This is a genomic window from Christiangramia gaetbulicola, assembly GCF_003054225.1.
Classification (GTDB): Bacteria; Bacteroidota; Bacteroidia; order Flavobacteriales; family Flavobacteriaceae; genus Christiangramia; species Christiangramia gaetbulicola.
On the sequence record NZ_QBKQ01000002.1, the window covers coordinates 55585 to 73037 of the forward strand.

Below are 17453 nucleotides of genomic sequence, written 5' to 3' on the forward strand. Positions count from 1 at the left end.
TCCCTTTTTTATTTAGTTCCTAAGTAGATATATCCCTGTATAGGTTGAAACTCACTATTTCTGATCTCCAGAATGTAGTAGTAAGTACCTGAAGGTAGTTGGTTCGAGCTAGTAAATGAACTCTTTGAATAACCATCCCAGTCATTCTGATAGTTCTGTGCAGTGTAAACTTCAGCACCCCATCTGTTGAAAATTCTAAGGTCATAAGTGAAGCCACATTCTGTGTCCAGGTTTACTTCAAAGAAATCGTTCCTGTTATCACCGTTAGGTGTCACCGCTTTAGAAATACCGTCTTTAATATCTTCTACGCTACAGTCAAGAACGATAGCTTCAAGAATAGTTACACTAACTTGTGTGCTGGAAGGGCAGAACCCATCAAGCTCGTAGGTGAAAATATAAGTACCGGCTTCCATTATAGAAGGATCGATAAATCCATTATCAAGTGCGCCTGTATTATCATTATCTATCCAGGTACCCGATTCATCAACATCTCCCACAAGTAGATCGAAAAGATCAAATGCTGGCGTGTTTCCATCGTTATAAAGGTCTGGTGCCTGGGTTACCTCAATTTCTTCAGCAACTGGTTCTTCTATAACAACAGTGATTACTTCAGACTCCTGACCAAATTCGTCTTTTACGCTTATCTGATAGGTTCCAGGTTCAATGTTTTCAAATACTCCGCTATCCTGGAAGTTTTCTCCATCTATAGTGAAGCTAACTCCATTTTCAGTAGTGATTGTTATAGATCCGAATGGATTCTCACACGTAGGTGCAACTATCCTTGGTTCTGGTGCAGCTGGTGGAGCAGGAGCAGGATCTTCTTCTACTGTGATCGTAAATTCACAGGTAGCTTCATTTCCATTAGCATCTACCACGGTATATTCAATAACTGTATCTCCTACAGGGAATTCTCCACCAGAAGCTATACCGCTGGTCATGGTTACTGTTGTTTCTCCACAATTATCAGAAGCAATAACTTCATTATATGTAACAATAGTTGAAGTTGTTCCGAACTCTACATTTACAGTAAAGCTTTCAGGACATTCAATAGTTGGAGCTTCATTGTCGGTGATAGTAACATCAAAGCTTACTGTTGAAGTGTTTCCTGAACCGTCTGTAGCAGTATAAGTGATAGTTGTTGTTCCTATTGGGAATTCCTCTCCTGAAGCGATCCCACTAGTAAGAGTTGTACTTTCAATTCCACAGTTGTCTGTTGCAACTGGAATATCATAGTTTACAACAGCGCCGCAGATTCCGGTATCATTATTTTGGTTTATATCGGCTACAGTTTCAAAAACTGGTGCCTGAGTATCGATCACATTTACGATCTGCTCGCAAGTTGTTGAATTGCCAGCAGCATCGGTGATGGTCCAGGTTACTGTAGTTTCTCCGAGAGCAAATACAGTTGGAGCATCGTTAGTGATAGTTAGATCTGCAGTAGCTGTACAGTTATCAGAAACAACTGGCATTCCAAGATCAACCTGAGATGCTTCACAAACTCCGTTATCAGCTTCAACGGTCATCATATCAGACGCACAAGCAGTAATTACTGGTGCCTGAGTATCGATCACATTTACGATCTGTTCACAGGTAGTTGAATTTCCTGCAGCATCGGTGATGGTCCAGGTTACTGTAGTTTCTCCTAGAGTAAATACAGAAGGAGCATCGTTGGTAATAGTCAGATCTTCGGTAGCCGTACAGTTATCGGAAACCGTTGGCATTCCAAGATCAACCTGAGATGCTTCACAAACTCCATTATCAGCTTCAACGGTCATTATATCAGCCGCACAAGCAGTAATTACTGGTGCCTGAGTATCGATCACATTTACGATCTGCTCGCAAGTTGTTGAATTACCAGCTGCATCAGTGATGGTCCAGGTTACTGTAGTTTCTCCAAGAGCGAATACAGTTGGAGCATCGTTAGTGATAGTTAAATCTGCAGTAGCAGTACAGTTATCAGAAACCGTTGGCATTCCAAGATCAACCTGAGATGCTTCACAAACTCCGTTATCAGCTTCAACGGTCATCATATCTGATGCACAAGCAGTGATAATTGGTGCCTGAGTATCGATCACATTTACGATCTGCTCACAAGTTGTTGAGTTCCCAGCAGCATCGGTGATGGTCCAGGTTACTGTAGTTTCTCCAAGAGCGAATACAGTTGGAGCATCGTTGGTGATAGTTAAATCTGCAGTAGCAGTACAGTTATCAGAAACCGTTGGCATTCCAAGATCAACCTGAGATGCTTCACAAACTCCGTTATCAGCTTCAACGGTCATCATATCTGAAGCGCAAACAGTGATAACTGGCTCCTGAGTATCGATCACATTTACGATCTGCTCGCAAGTTGTTGAGTTCCCAGCAGCATCGGTGATGGTCCAGGTTACTGTAGTTTCTCCAAGAGGAAATACTTCAGGAGCATCGTTTGTAATAGTCAGATCTGCAGTAGCGGTACAGTTATCAGAAACCGTTGGCATTCCAAGATTAACCTGAGATGCTTCACAAACTCCGTTATCAGCTTCAACGGTCATCATATTTGAAGCACAAGCAGTAATAACTGGTGCCTGAGTATCGATCACATTTACGATCTGTTCACAGGTAGTTGAGTTGCCAGCAGCATCGGTCACTGTCCAGGTTACTGTAGTTTCTCCTAGAGGAAATACTTCAGGAGCATCATTAGTGATATTCAATTCGGCTGGACAATTATCTGTCGCAGTTAATGTTCCCAATTCAACTTCAGAAGCAGTACAAACTCCTTCATCAGCAATTGTATTTATAACAGCAGCACATTCGGTAATAACCGGTGGCTCTGTATCTTCAATGAAATTAATAGTTACTGAAGTTTCATCAGAACAGCCATTAGCGCTATCGGTAACGGTTACAGAATAATCTCCCGCTTCGGTTACTTCAATAGAAGCTGAAGTTGCTCCTGTACTCCATAAGTAAGTAGCTGTTCCCTGAATTGTAGATGTACTCGCGTCCAGAGTAACTGAAGTATTGTTACAATCAAGATCTTCATTTCCGGTTATAATAGCTTCTGAAGTGATCGTATTTTGTTCAACAGATACAGTAGCCTCAGCAAAACATCCATTATCACTATCAGTTACAGTTACGCTATAATCTCCCGGCTCGGTAACTTCGATAGAAGAAGTGGTGGCTCCGGTGCTCCATAAATAAGAAGCATCAGCCTGAACAGTAGATCCGCTTGCATCCAGAGTTATACTGGTCGTAGTACAGTTAAGTGTTTCGTTTCCTGTGATGTCTGCAACCACTGGGGTGATATCCTGGGTTACAGTTACAGTAGCTTCAGCGGAACATCCATTGTCACTATCGGTAACAGTTACGCTATAATCTCCCGTCTCAGTTACGGTAATAGTTGCGGTAGTCGCTCCGGTATTCCATTCATAAGAAGCTGTTCCCTGTACGGTAGATCCAGAAGCATCTAAAGTAACTTCGGTAGTAGCACAGGTTAATTCTTCGTTTCCAGTGATATCAGCAGTTACCGGAGTAATATCCTGAGTAACGTTTACTGAGTCTGTAGTTGAACATCCATTTTCAGCATCAGTTACAGTTACAAAATATGTTCCAGGTTCAGATACTAATAAGGTAGCTTCAGAACCAATTACAGATCCATCTGCTGTATCTCTGCTCCAAGAATAGGTAGCTGTTTGCTGTACAGTAGATCCTGAAGCATCTAAAGTAATTTCGGTAGTAGTACAGGTTAATTCTTCATTCCCTGTGATGGTAGCAACGGGAAGGTTAGCATCTTGAGTCACTTCAACAGAAGCAGTATCAGAACATCCATTATCGCTGTCGGTTACCGTTACATAATACATTCCGGTTTCAGTAACAGTCAGTGTTTCGTTAGTCCCAATTACAGTAGCATCACCATCTTTGATCCAGGCATAAGAAGCCGTTGCCTGAACTGTAGAAGCCGAAGCATCTAAAGTGATCTCGGTAGTAGAGCAGGTTAGTTCTTCATTTCCAATAATATCGGCAACTACAGGAGTAATATCCTGAGTCACGGTAACAGTGATTTCAGCAGAACATCCATTGTCACTGTCGGTAACAGTCACGGTATAATCTCCTGGCTCGGTCACGGTAATAGTAGCGGTAGTCGCTCCGGTATTCCACTCGTAAGAAGCAGTTGCCTGTACGGTAGAACCAGATGCATCTAAAGTGATTTCTGAAGTAGCACAAGTTAGTTCTTCATTTCCTGTGATGTCAGCAACTACAGGAGTGATATCCTGAGTTACAGTTACAGTAGTTTCAGCGGAACATCCATTGTCACTATCGGTAACAGTTACGCTATAATCTCCCGGCTCAGTTACTTTGATAGTAGCGGTAGTCGCTCCGGTATTCCACTCATAAGAAGCAGTTCCCTGTACGGTAGATCCAGAAGCATCTAAAGTAACTTCGGTAGTAGCACAGGTTAATTCTTCGTTTCCAGTGATATCAGTAGTTACCGGAGTAATATCCTGAGTAACGTTTACTGAGTCTGTAGTTGAACATCCATTTTCAACATCAGTCACAGTTACAAAATAAGTTCCAGGTTCAGATACTAATAAGGTAGCTTCAGAACCAATTACAGTTCCGTCTGCCGTATCTCTGCTCCATGAATAAGTAGCTGTTTGCTGTACTGTAGAAGCCGAAGCATCTAAAGTAATTTCGGTAGTAGTACAGGTTAATTCTTCATTCCCTGTGATGGTAGCAACGGGAAGGTTAGCATCCTGAGTCACTTCAACAGAAGCAGTATCAGAACATCCATTATCGCTGTCGGTTACCGTTACATAATACATTCCGGTTTCAGAAACAGTTAGTGTTTCGTTTGTTCCAATTACAGTGGCATCACCATCTTTGGTCCAGGAATAAGAAGCCGTTGCCTGTACTGTAGAAGCCGAAGCATCTAAAGTGATCTCTGTAGTAGAGCAGGTTAGTTCTTCATTTCCGGTAATATCGGCAACTACAGGAGTAATATCCTGAGTCACGGTAACAGTAGTTTCAGCAGAACATCCATTGTCACTGTCGGTAACAGTCACGGTATAATCTCCTGGCTCGGTCACGGTAATAGTAGCAGTAGTCGCTCCGGTATTCCATTCATAAGAAGCAGTTGCTTGAACGGTAGATCCTGAAGCATCTAAAGTGATTTCTGAAGTAGCACAAGTTAGTTCTTCATTTCCTGTGATGTCTGCAACCACCGGAGTGATGTCCTGAGTTACATTTACGCTAGTTTCAGCAGAACATCCATTGTCACTGTCGGTAACAGTTACGCTATAATCTCCCGGCTCAGTAACGGTAATAGTAGCGGTAGTCGCTCCGGTATTCCATGCATAAGAAGCAGTTCCCTGTACGGTAGATCCAGAAGCATCTAAAGTAACTTCGGTAGTAGCACAGGTTAATTCTTCATTTCCGCTGATATTCGCAGATACTGCATTGATATCCTGAGTCACTTCAACTGAAGCGGTGTCTGAACATCCATTGTCACCGTCGGTAACAGTAACTGAATAATTTCCTGGCGCAGTTACTTCAATAGAAGAAGTAGTTGCTCCTGTATTCCATAAATAAGAAGCGTTAGCCTGAACATTAGATGAACTTGCATCCAGTGTGATACTGGTATTGGCACAAGTAAGTTCTTCGTTTCCTGTAATACTTGCAGATACTGCATTGATATCCTGAGTCACTTCAACTGAAGCAGTATCAGAACATCCATTATCGCTATCTGTAACAGTAACTGAATAATTTCCTGGCTCGGTCACTGTAATAGTAGCGGTCGTTGCTCCGTTGTTCCATAAGTATGAGGCGTTAGCCTGAACTGTAGAAGCCGAAGCGTCTAAAGTAATTTCGGTAGTAGCACAGGTTAGTTCTTCGTTTCCAGTTATATCGGCAATTACAGGAGTAATATCCTGAGTAACATTTACGCTAGTTTCAGCGAAACAGCCATTATCACTATCAGTAACAGTAACCGAATAATTTCCTGGTTCAGTTACTTTAATAGTAGCGGTAGTTGCTCCGTTATTCCATAAATAAGAAGCATTAGCCTGAACTGTAGAAGTTGAAGCATCTAAAGTAATTTCGGTAGTAGCACAGGTTAGTTCTTTGTTTCCGGTGATTGCAGCAATTACAGGAGTTATATCCTGAGTAACATTTACGCTAGTTTCAGCAGAACATCCATTGTCACTGTCGGTAACAGTAACCGAATAATTTCCGGGCTCAGTTACTTTGATAGTAGAAGTAGTCGCTCCGTTGCTCCATAAATAAGTAGCAGTTCCCTGCACGCTAGAACCAGAAGCATCTAAAGTGATCTCTGTAGTAGCACAGGTTAATTCTTCATTTCCGTTGATATCTGCAGACACTGCATTGATATCCTGAGTCACTTCAACAGAAGCAGTATCAGAACATCCATTGTCACCGTCGGTAACGGTAACTGAATAATTCCCTGGCGCAGTAACTTCAATAGAAGAAGTAGTTGCACCGGTATTCCATAAATAAGAAGCGTTAGCCTGAACATTAGATGAGCTTGCATCCAGTTTGACACTAGTATTGGCACAAGTCAGTTCTTCATTTCCACTAATAACTGCTGTTACTTCAGTGATATCCTGAGTTACCTGAACAGAATCAGTATCTGAACATCCATTGTCACTGTCGGTAACAGTAACTGAATAATTTCCAGGTGCAGTTACTTCAATAGAAGAAGTAGTTGCCCCGTTATTCCATAAGTAAGAGGCATTGGCCTGTACGTTAGATGAGCTAGCATCCAGTGTGATACTAGTGTTGGAACAAGTAAGTTCTTCGTTTCCAGTGATATTTGCTGTTACTGGAGTAATGTCCTGAGTTACCTGAACTGAAGTAGTATCTGAACATCCATTATCACCATCGGTTACAGTTACATAGTAAGTCCCAGGAGTGCTAACTTTAAGAGTTGCTGAAGTTCCTAACTGGTTACCAGCAGCGCTACCACTATTCCATGAATAAGACGCCGATCCCTGGAAAGTTGATCCGGAAGCATCTAAAGTAATTTCTGTATTCGCGCAAGTAAGTTCTTCGTTTCCGGTAATATCAGCAACCACTGCAGTAATGTCTTGAGTTACTTCCACAAAAGTAGAAGCGGAACATCCATTATCATTGTCTGTTACGGTTACATAATAAGTTCCCGGTGCACTAACCTTTAAGGTAGAAGAAGTTCCTACCTGAGCTCCATTAGCGCTAGCAGTATTCCATGAATAGGAGGCTGGTCCCTGGAAAGTTGACCCGGAAGCATCTAAAGTGATTTCTGTATTCGTACAAGTAAGTTCTTCGTTTCCGGTAATATCAGCAACCACTGCAGTGATGTCCTGAGTCACTTCCACAAAGGTAGAAGCAGAACATCCATTATCACTATCTGTTACGGTTACATAATACGTTCCCGGTGCGCTAACATTTAAAGTAGCAGATGTTCCAACCTGGGCACCATCTGCGGTATTAGTATTCCATGAATATGAAGCTGTTCCCTGAACCGTTGATCCAGAAGCGTCTAAAGTAGTTTCAGTATTAGTACAGGTCAATTCCTCATTTCCGGTAATTGTAGCGGTTGGAGCATTTTTATCTTGAGAAACAATGATAGTATCAGAACTTGAACAACCGTTATTAGAATCGGTTACAGTTAAGGTATATGATCCGGCAACCGTTACAATTGCATCTTCAGTAGATGCTGTATAGCTATCTGGCCCGCTCCATGAGTATGTAAGATTTGCGTTAGGATTATTAGAAGATCCAGATCCATCAAGGGTAATAGATGGATTCAAACATGTGATTTCTCTATTTCCACCTGCATTAGCTATCGGTTTCAGGTCCTGACTAACTGTAAAAGTTTTTGATTTTGTACATCCATACGTATCCTCGATAGTAACAGTATAAGAACCTGCCTCCAGATTTGTAAGATCTTCAGTTGAAGAAGTAAATCCATTAGGTCCGGTCCAGTTTACTACGAAAGGTTGAGTGCCACCTGAGATGGCAATATCGATACTTCCTAAAGCTGAAGCATCGCAATTAATGTTTGTAACATCTCCTATAACATTTAATTCAGATGGGTTTTCTATCAGAACATCAAATGAACTAATGGTTCCTTGAGTATCTGTAACTGTTAAAGTGGTGGTGAAATTCGAAGTGGTAGTGGTTGTAAAAGTTGGATTAGCTTGATTACTATCTGAGCTACCATTAGTAGTAAAGTCCCATGAAAATGTATATGGTGCTTTCCCTCCGTTAGTAGTAGAAGAATAGTTAACTGTAGTTGTTCCATTTTCTCTACAAACACTATAATCGAATTGTACCGCTAGTGGAGCAGCAATAAAAGTATCAGTTCCAAACTCGCACTGGGACTTTCCATAAGAGCTACACTCGTAATTAGTTGCTGAAATTTTATTATCGAAAGTTGGATTCCAAACAATTAAAATATTTTCAAGTCTCAGCTCGGTTCCACATTCCCATTTAAATGGTCCATAAATTTTGCTTGATTGTGTACCGGCGTTAGCAGGCTTCACTTCTCCAAGATAAACGTTCAAATCCTGGGCAACTCCATCTATAACCAAATCAGCAAAAACTCTGGTTTGGTATATAGAGCTATTGGCGTTTGACGTATAATTTAAATAAACAGAAGCAGTTTCTAACACACCTGATTGGCAAGAAACAGTATTTATAGGTGTTCCATTTTCATCTACTAATGTTAAATAAACATCGTCTAACGTGAAGTTATTAGATGGACAATTCCATCGAGTAGTTCCGGTTGGATTTTTACAATCCCTTAGATCGGGAGTGGAAGTCTGTGCATTAATTCCAATTGAAAGGAACAAAGCAGCAAAAAATGAAATAGTAGTTTTCCAAATCATATCAATAATGTTTAGAATTATCAAATTTGTTAATATCGGTGTTAGCGATAGTTTCAATAATTTCAATAGTTTGACTTTCAGAGAAAATCAATTACATCTGATTTGGGGCGTTCAGTGTGAAAAAACTTAAGGGTCAAAAATACACCGGGTAATCTTGAGGAATTACCTATAGAAGTGTGGGGGGTGACTCTATTGTGGTGTAATTCTGCTGTAAAACTATTACAACTAATTCGTTAAAGAAGTCTAAATGAAAATTTTTAGATATAACGGGGAATATATTCGGTAAAATGCATAATTTTTATTTCTGTCCCCCTTCAAAAAGTATAGATTTCGAGTAGAAATTGTAGGAATTTTGTAGGAAGACTCTAAAAATAATAGGGGAAAACCCTCAAAAATTGATCAAAAAAGCCAATTTAAATCCCTGTAAACATGTGATTTAAGTGAATAGATTTTGTAGTCTTTCCAGCTTATTTTGAAAGTGAATTCTGTAAATTTTCAACAAGCCAAATTCCGTTTAACGGTATTAACTGTTATAGACCTGAAAAGCCTCTTAATTCAATTAAAAACATTTCAGCCTTGTTTAATAATCTTGTAAATTGCATGAAACTTTCCAAAGAAATGCAGAAGGACCTTAAAGACTATCGTAAATCATATGAAAAAGGAGAACTAAAGAAGTCTGATATACCTAAAGACCCTTTAGAATTATTTGAATCATGGTTTCATCTGGCCGATGAATCTGAAACCGTAGAGGAAGCAAATGCTATGAATATCTCTACCGTGGGAAAAGACATGATCCCTTTATCCAGGATTGTACTTCTTAAAAGTTATAGTAAAGAAGGCTTTACTTTTTTCACCAATTATGATTCTCAAAAAGGGAAAGCTTTGAGCCAGAATGCAAATTGTTGTATCTCTTTTTTCTGGCCTGCGTTAGAAAAGCAGATCATTATCCAGGGAGTTGCTTCGAAAATACCCGAGAAAGAATCTGAAGAATATTTTCACAGCCGTCCCCGTGGCAGTCAATTAGGTGCAAAAGCTTCAGATCAAAGCTCTCCGATTCCTTCCAGGGAATACTTGGAGTCAAAACTCAGTAACCTGGATGAAAAGTATAAGAATAGTGAAGTTCCGAAACCTGAGAACTGGGGAGGATATATTATCAAGCCCTTTAAATATGAATTCTGGCAGGGACGTAAAAGCAGGTTGCATGACAGGATCCTATTCACGATCGAATCTGATGATAACTGGAAAATTGAAAGACTAGCACCTTAAGATATGAAAAGATTAATCTTAGTAAGACACGGTAAATCCTCATGGGAAAATGATCTGCCAGACCATAAACGACCTTTAAAGAAAAGAGGTTATAAGGATGCAGAAGTTGTGCTGAATGCTTTTCAGAACTTCTACGAACCCGGCGCTCTTTTCTGGAGTAGTTATGCGGTTAGAGCTCATGAAACCGCAAAAATGTTCAAGGAAAGGTTGAATGTTCCCGATAAAGATTTTGTAGTGAAAGAGGATCTGTATACCTTCAACCAAAATGAACTTTTGTCGGTAATTAGATCATGCAAGGATGATATAGAGCGGTTATTTGTATTTGGCCATAACCCGGCCATGACCATACTTGTGAACTCCCTGGGTGATAAGAAACTGGATAATCTTCCAACTACCGGCTTATGTGTAATAGACTTCGAGGAGAATTCCTGGGAGGATATTCGAAAAGGCAAAACAATTCTAACTTTATTGCCTAAAAATCTTCGATAGTACTTTATGGCCGAAAAACGTTATATAAACAGAGAATTAAGCTGGCTGTCTTTTAATGCCAGAGTTTTACAGGAAGCCGCAGATGAAACGGTGCCGCTTATTGAAAGATTAAGATTCCTGGGTATTTTTTCTAATAACCTGGATGAGTTCTTTAAGGTGAGGTACGCTACAGTTAAACGTATCGATCTTGCTGGAAAAGCAGGGAAAAAGGTTCTCGGCGGAATAAAAGCGAATAAATTACTCGAAGAGATCACCAAAATTGTTATCGATCAACAATCTGAAAGTCTGAAGATCCTGGATGATATCCAGACTCAGTTGAAATCTCATAATATCCATATTATAAATGAGGACGAGGTAACCCGGAATCAAAAAGAATTCATTAAGAATTTTTTCCTTAGTAAAGTAAGTCCGGCGCTGGTAACGATAATTTTGAACGACCTGCCGGAGATGCCATCACTGAAAGATAGCGCCGCCTATCTCGCCGTGAAAATGGTCATGGCCGAAGAAACCGAAGCCTCTCAGGGAATTTCAAAGATCATTAAAAAGACTACTAAGGAAAAGAGATTTGTTCTTATTGAGATCCCGCGGAATATAGAAAGATTCGTGGTACTTCCCGAGGAGAATGGAAAACAGTATGTTATTCTTCTTGATGACCTTATCAGGTATAACCTGAATACGATATTCAATATCTTCAAATATGAAAGCCTTTCGGCTCATATGATCAAGATCACCAGGGATGCCGAGCTTGACCTGGATAGTGATCTAAGTAAGAGTTTTATCGAGAAGATCTCAGACAGCGTAAAAGACAGGATCAAAGGTGATCCTGTTAGATTCGTTTACGATAAAAATATAGATAGCGATACCCTGACCTATCTAATGAATAAGATGGGCATCGATGCTACAGATAGTATTATTCCTGGTGGGCGTTATCATAATAGAAGGGATTATATGGATTTCCCAAGCCTGGGAGGACCACAGCTACAATATGAAGTCAGGGAGCCTTTGCCTATACCGGGATTAATATTGCAGACGAGTGTATTAAAAGGTATCTCAGATAAGGATTATTTACTTTACACTCCATATCAAAGCTTTGCCTACGTGGTGAAATTTTTACGCGAAGCCGCACTAGATCCTAAAGTAAAGACCATTAAGATCACTATCTACAGGCTGGCTAAAATCTCTCACATCGCCAGTTCACTTATTAACGCGGTTAAAAATGGTAAAAAAGTAACCGTGCAGATAGAACTAAGGGCAAGATTCGACGAGGTTGCTAATATCAGGTATGCAGAGCAAATGCAGGAAGAAGGAGTGAATCTTATTTTCGGCGTTCCCGGACTAAAAGTACATTGTAAAACCTGTGTGATCGAAAGGGAAGAAGAAGGAAAATTAAAGAGGTATGGATTTATTAGTACCGGTAACTTTAATGAGAGTACTTCCAGGGTGTATACAGATTATACCTTGTTCACTGCAGATCCAGAGATCCTGAAGGAGGTGAACATGGTATTTGATTTCTTCGAAACGAACTACAAGGTAAATAAATACAAGCATCTTATCGTGTCGCCACATTATACCAGAAATGTGATCTATAATCTTATTCAAAATGAGATCGATAACGCCAAAAATGGAAAACCTTCTGGCATCAGACTCAAACTGAACAGCCTCTCTGATAACGGTGTTATAGAAAAACTATATAACGCCAGTAAGGCAGGGGTGAAGATCAAGCTTATTGTAAGAGGTATTTGTTGTCTTGTCCCAGGCGTTCCGGGCTTAAGTGAAAATATAGAGGCCATCAGCATCGTAGATAAATTCCTGGAGCATCCACGTATTTTCATATTTGAAAACAATACAGAGACTAAGGTTTATATTTCTTCCGCAGATTTCATGACCCGAAACCTGGATCAGAGAGTAGAGATCTCATGTCCTATTTATGATAAGGATATTAAGCAGGAACTCATAGAAACATTTGAGATCAGCTGGAGTGATAATGTAAAAGCAAGGAATCACTGCAGGGGAATGGAAAATCCTTACCGGGAAAGTAAGGGACCAAAAGTACGGTCTCAGTTCGCATTATATGACTATTATTTAAGAAAAACAGACATTCAGGAGTAATGATAAAGCAAAGAACATACGCAGCTATAGATATTGGGTCTAATGCCGTAAGGCTTTTGATTTCAACTATCACCGAGAAGGAAGGTATGGAAACGAACTTCAGAAAGACCTCTCTGGTACGGGTGCCGATCAGGCTTGGTGCAGATGTTTTCTTAAAGCAAAAAGTTTCAGAAAAGAATAGGGCGAGAGTAATAGATACCATGCAGGCTTTTAATTTATTGATGAAGTCTCATGGAGTTGAAAAGTATAAGGCTTATGCTACTTCAGCAATGCGGGAAGCAAAGAATGCTGTTGAAATTGCCAGAACGGTAAAAGAAAAAACGGGTATTGAGATCGAGGTTATAGATGGTAGTCATGAAGCTGCAATAATTGCGGTAACAGATCTGCATGCGCTCATTCAGAATGATTGCAATTACCTGTATGTGGATGTTGGAGGGGGAAGTACCGAATATACTATGTACAGCAATGGTAAAACGATCGCATCAAGATCTTTTAAAGTTGGTACGGTAAGAATGATGGAAGACCTGGTTGAACATAAAACCTGGGAAGAAATGCAGGATTGGGTAAAACAAACCACAAAGGATTATAATGATATAGACCTGATAGGATCTGGTGGAAACATTAATAATATTTTCAAGACCAGCGGTAAAAAAGAAGGTAAACCTTTAAGCCTTAAGTATCTTAAAGATTACGACGAAAAACTGAATTCTTACACTTACGAAGAAAGGATCACTGAACTGGATCTTAAAAATGACCGTGCAGATGTAATTATCCCGGCTTCGAAGATCTATGTGAATTCTATGAAGTGGGCTAAAGCGAACTGGATCTATGTACCAAAGATCGGTCTGGCAGATGGTATCATTAAATCACTTTACAACGAATCTAAAAGAAAGAAATCCTAACCGTGGATACTTTCTTTAGTTCCCAGGTCTTTCATTACCTGGGCTTCAAACTCTAGAAGATCCTGCCATTTCTGGTCTACAATCTCTCTCTCGCCGTATTTTCGAGCGAATTTAAGGAACATGGTGTAATGATTTGCTTCGCTTACCATAAGATCCCTGTAAAATTTAGCAAGTTCCTGGTCTTCCAGTTGTTCTGAAAGCAGCCTGAACCTTTCACAGCTTCTTGCTTCTATAAGTCCGGCTATAAGCAAACGGTGGATTAGCTGCGTAGCCCTGCTACCGCCTTTAGGAAAAAACTCCCTTAATTTAATTACGTACTCATCTTTTCGATCCCATCCCATGGTAAAGCCCATTTTAAGGATGCGGTCATGCACCATTTTAAAATGGCCCATTTCTTCTCTGGCCAGGGCGGTCATCGCGGTTACCAGTTCAGAATATTCAGGATAGGTAACTATAAGAGAAATTGCGGTAGATGCAGCTTTTTGCTCGCAATAAGCGTGGTCTACGAGAATTTCTTCAATATTTTTTTCAGCGATATCGGCCCATCTCGGGTCTGTGGGTAATTTGAGTCCTAACATAATTATACGTCTAAGTCAAAAGTAGCTCTTAATTTATCCAGTAATGGATTCGCTTCTTTTAGTTTCTCATACTTTTCCTGTGGAGTAAAGGCATACTTTTTAGAAGTAGCTTCATCCACATGGATATTTAGAGTGATATGTGTATTTCTAAGCTTCGCTTTAAGATAGCTCATCAATCGGTTTTCCTCTCTTTCCAAGTCGATCTTCATGGTCTCGTTGGGAAAGGTTAGATGGATTTCTCTATCCTGAAGTGTCGGTGTCTGGGATTCAAAGATCGAAGCCAGGATCTTTTCACCTTTTCTTTTTAGTTTCTCGGTATAATTCTTCCACTCGGTAACCAGGGTTTCTTCGGTGAAATCATCGTCCATGACCTTTTCTGTAGGCATCATGGCTTTTTGCTGCTCTTCGAGCTCCTTTTTCTTGCCGATACTTTTTAAAGAAAGGCCGGAGACCTTTTCTCTTTTGATCTCTGGAAAAGACTTTTTTGCAGGTTCGATCTCTTTTATAGCTTCATTAACCGGCTCTTCGATTTCAACCTTTTTCTCCGGCTCTGCAATTCTAGCCGTTTCAATTTTAGATGTAATTTCAGATACTGGTTGCTCTGCTTTTATTTCGGTCTTTGTTTCCTCTTTTGAATCTTCAACTGATTCTCCCTTATCCTGGGGAATTTCCTGTTGAGGTATTTCAGGCTGAGAAGTGGCTTCCGCAGGGCTTTCTTCAGAATAATATTGTTCTTCCTCTTCCTTCGCACAGGATTCGGTCGCTACCTTGGGTTTGGGTAGATTGTTTTCTTCTGAAGGGGAGGAGTTGTCGTGCTCATTTTCCCTTACCAGTTCTTTCTTTTCCGAAGAAATGCTTACCGCTTCCTGTTCAAAATTTGCGGCAGGAACTATTTTTCGTTCAGTCTTTTTTTTTTCTGAACCAAAAGTAATTGAAGCAAGCTGCATTAAACACAGCTCCACTAAAAGCCTTTGGTTGTGACTGGTCTTGTATTTAAGGTCACAAGAATTGGCCAGTTCTATAGCCTCCAGTAAAAATTGATGCGAAGTCTTCTGAGATTGCTCAAAATACTTAGCTTTAGTTTGCTCTCCAACTTCTAAAAGGCTTATGGTTCTTTGATCCTTGCAAACCATAAGATCTCTAAAGTGAGAGGCCAGTCCAGCAATGAAGTGATGACCATCAAAACCATTGGAAAGAATATCGTTGAATTTTACCAGTAGCTGTGGGATGTTATTGTCCAGGATAAGATCTGTCACCTGCATATAAGTATCGTAATCCAGAACATTCAGGTTCTCGGTCACGGCCTGCCTGGTTAGATCATTACCGCTAAAGCTAACCACACGGTCGTAAATAGACAAAGCGTCCCTCATGGCCCCATCTGCTTTCTGGGCGATAATATGCAAAGCGTCATCTTCGGCATTTACATTTTCCTGTTCCGCAATATACCCAAGGTAATTCTTGGCATCGGTTACAGTGATCCTTTTAAAATCGAAAATCTGACACCTCGAGAGTATGGTTGGGATGATCTTATGTTTTTCTGTAGTCGCCAGGATAAAGATCGCATGTTTTGGTGGCTCTTCCAGAGTCTTCAGAAATGCGTTGAAAGCAGATTGAGATAACATATGCACCTCATCTATAATATAGACCTTGTAATTTCCAACCTGTGGCGGGATCCTAACCTGGTCTATAAGGTTCCTGATATCGTCTACCGAGTTATTGGAAGCCGCATCCAGCTCAAAAATATTAAAAGCGAAATCCTCATCTGGATCCTGGGTTTCTCTCTGGTTGATCATTTTGGCGAGAATACGTGCGCAAGTAGTTTTACCTACCCCTCGCGGACCGGTGAACAACAATGCCTGAGCCAGGTGATTGTTGTTTATGGCATTCGCCAGGGTGTTGGTGATCGCCTGCTGGCCAACCACATCTTTAAACGTTTGCGGCCTGTATTTTCTCGCTGATACTACAAAATGCTCCATCAAAAAGTATTGAACTACAAATATAAAAATCACAGCCCTAAAGTCCAGTGGGAGGAGGCTTATTTATGAACAAATACGGGAAGAAATCAACATAAATTAACTTACATTTGCCCCGAAGCAGGCCGCCTTATCGTCCCAACATTTCCCGATACCTATCGGGATTGGGGAGGAAAGTCCGGACACCATAGGGTAGCATAGTGGGTAACGCCCACCGGTCGTGAGATCAGGACCAGTGCAACAGAAAGGATGTACAGGTTAAGCTGTAGTGAAATCAGGTAAACTCTATGCGGTGCAATGCCATGTATACCGGCATTCAAGGATTACCCGTCCGTTGCCGGAGGGTAGGCAGCTAAAGATTAGTGGCAACGCTAATTTCAGACAAATGATAAGGAGCCCGGTCAATTACCGGGTTACAGAATCCGGCTTATAGGCCTGCTTTTTTTAATTTTCCTTTCGCTGGTAAACCCGTACATAGTCTACCAGGAATTTTTGAGGTAATATATCAGGATCTATTTTTCCAGCCCATTTTCCACCTAGCGCAAGATTCAGAATTAAATAAAATGGTTTTCGGAAGGGATTATTTTCAAGACCGGCTTCCTCAATTCTAAAAGTATGATATACTTTGTTGTCAATTAGAAACTCTATTTTATCATAGGTCCAGTCAACCGAATAGATATGAAATTGTTCTGAAGCATTTTCTAATATTTTGATGCCGCCATCAGATATAATTTGCAAAGTATCCTCCCCGGGAAAATGAACCGTGCCGTGTATTTCTTCTGGCTCTATTCCCACATGTTCCATAATATCTATTTCACCCGCGTTGGGATAGTCTACCTCGTCGAAATTTGCACCCAACATCCAGATGGCTGGCCATACACCTTTCCCAGCAGGTAATTTGGCCCTGACCTCGACACGGCCGTAGAGAAAATCAAATTTCCCTTTGGTATTTATACTTCCAGAAGTGAATTCAGCATAAGGAGTATTATACCTGTAATTCTTTATGGAAGCATCATATTTTTTATTTTCATAATCTTCCTTTAGAGCAATAATCTCTAATTTGCCATTATGTACTCTTACGTTCTTTTTTCTTTTTGTGTAGATCTGCTCCTCGAGGTTTCGGATAAAACCTGTTTCATAATTCCATTTCTCCGGATCTGGTTTTCCTGAATACTGGAAATCATCACTCCAGATGAGTTTGTAATTCTGTGATCGGGCTTGAAAGGAAAATGTTGAAATAAATAAAGGAATTAAGATAAAGATTGCTTTCATCGA

The 17453-nt window shown here is 40.4% G+C and carries 8 protein-coding genes and 1 other RNA gene; 5 read left to right on the forward strand and 4 right to left on the reverse strand.

What is annotated here, in order from left to right; genetic code table 11:
• Positions 1–8: 8 nt before the first annotated feature.
• Positions 9–8861 (reverse strand): HYR domain-containing protein, encoded by an 8853-nt coding sequence (locus tag C8P64_RS06915; RefSeq protein WP_108171355.1) that lies wholly within the window; start codon positions 8859–8861, stop codon positions 9–11.
• Between the two features lie 618 nt (positions 8862–9479).
• Here C8P64_RS06915 and pdxH point away from each other — a divergent pair.
• The 4 genes from pdxH to C8P64_RS06935 are packed head-to-tail and all read left to right on the forward strand — an operon-like array spanning position 9480 to position 13627.
• Entirely contained in the window at positions 9480–10127 is a 648-nt protein-coding gene (gene pdxH / locus C8P64_RS06920) for a pyridoxamine 5'-phosphate oxidase (RefSeq protein ID WP_108172197.1), read from the forward strand.
• 3 nt (positions 10128–10130) lie between these two features.
• Positions 10131–10616, forward strand: a complete 486-nt coding sequence (locus C8P64_RS06925) for a SixA phosphatase family protein (protein WP_108171356.1) — start codon at positions 10131–10133, stop codon at positions 10614–10616.
• A 6-nt stretch (positions 10617–10622) separates the two neighbouring features.
• Positions 10623–12725 (forward strand): polyphosphate kinase 1, encoded by a 2103-nt coding sequence (ppk1, locus tag C8P64_RS06930; RefSeq protein ID WP_108171357.1) that lies wholly within the window; start codon positions 10623–10625, stop codon positions 12723–12725.
• Positions 12725–13627 carry a Ppx/GppA phosphatase family protein gene (locus C8P64_RS06935; RefSeq protein ID WP_108171358.1) on the forward strand — a complete coding sequence of 301 codons (903 nt, stop codon included), beginning with the start codon at positions 12725–12727 and terminating at the stop codon, positions 13625–13627. Before ppk1 ends, C8P64_RS06935 begins: the two co-directional genes overlap by 1 nt.
• Here C8P64_RS06935 and C8P64_RS06940 read toward each other — a convergent pair.
• Both C8P64_RS06940 and C8P64_RS06945 read right to left on the reverse strand, forming a co-directional pair.
• A complete protein-coding gene (locus tag C8P64_RS06940; protein WP_108171359.1) occupies positions 13624–14205 on the reverse strand; it encodes a MiaE family protein in 582 nt (193 codons plus the stop codon). The two genes, C8P64_RS06935 and C8P64_RS06940, sit on opposite strands and share 4 nt — an antisense overlap.
• A 2-nt stretch (positions 14206–14207) precedes the next feature.
• Entirely contained in the window at positions 14208–16181 is a 1974-nt protein-coding gene (locus C8P64_RS06945; protein ID WP_108171360.1) for a DNA polymerase III subunit gamma/tau, read from the reverse strand.
• Between the two features lie 114 nt (positions 16182–16295).
• Between C8P64_RS06945 and rnpB the strand changes: the two genes are divergently transcribed.
• An RNA gene (gene rnpB / locus C8P64_RS06950) (RNase P RNA component class A) lies at positions 16296–16624 on the forward strand.
• On the opposite strand, the gene C8P64_RS06955 is transcribed toward rnpB, so the two are convergent.
• Complete coding sequence (locus C8P64_RS06955; protein WP_108171361.1) at positions 16623–17450, reverse strand: glycoside hydrolase family 16 protein; 828 nt, start codon at positions 17448–17450, stop codon at positions 16623–16625. The two genes, rnpB and C8P64_RS06955, sit on opposite strands and share 2 nt — an antisense overlap.
• Positions 17451–17453: the final 3 nt, after the last annotated feature.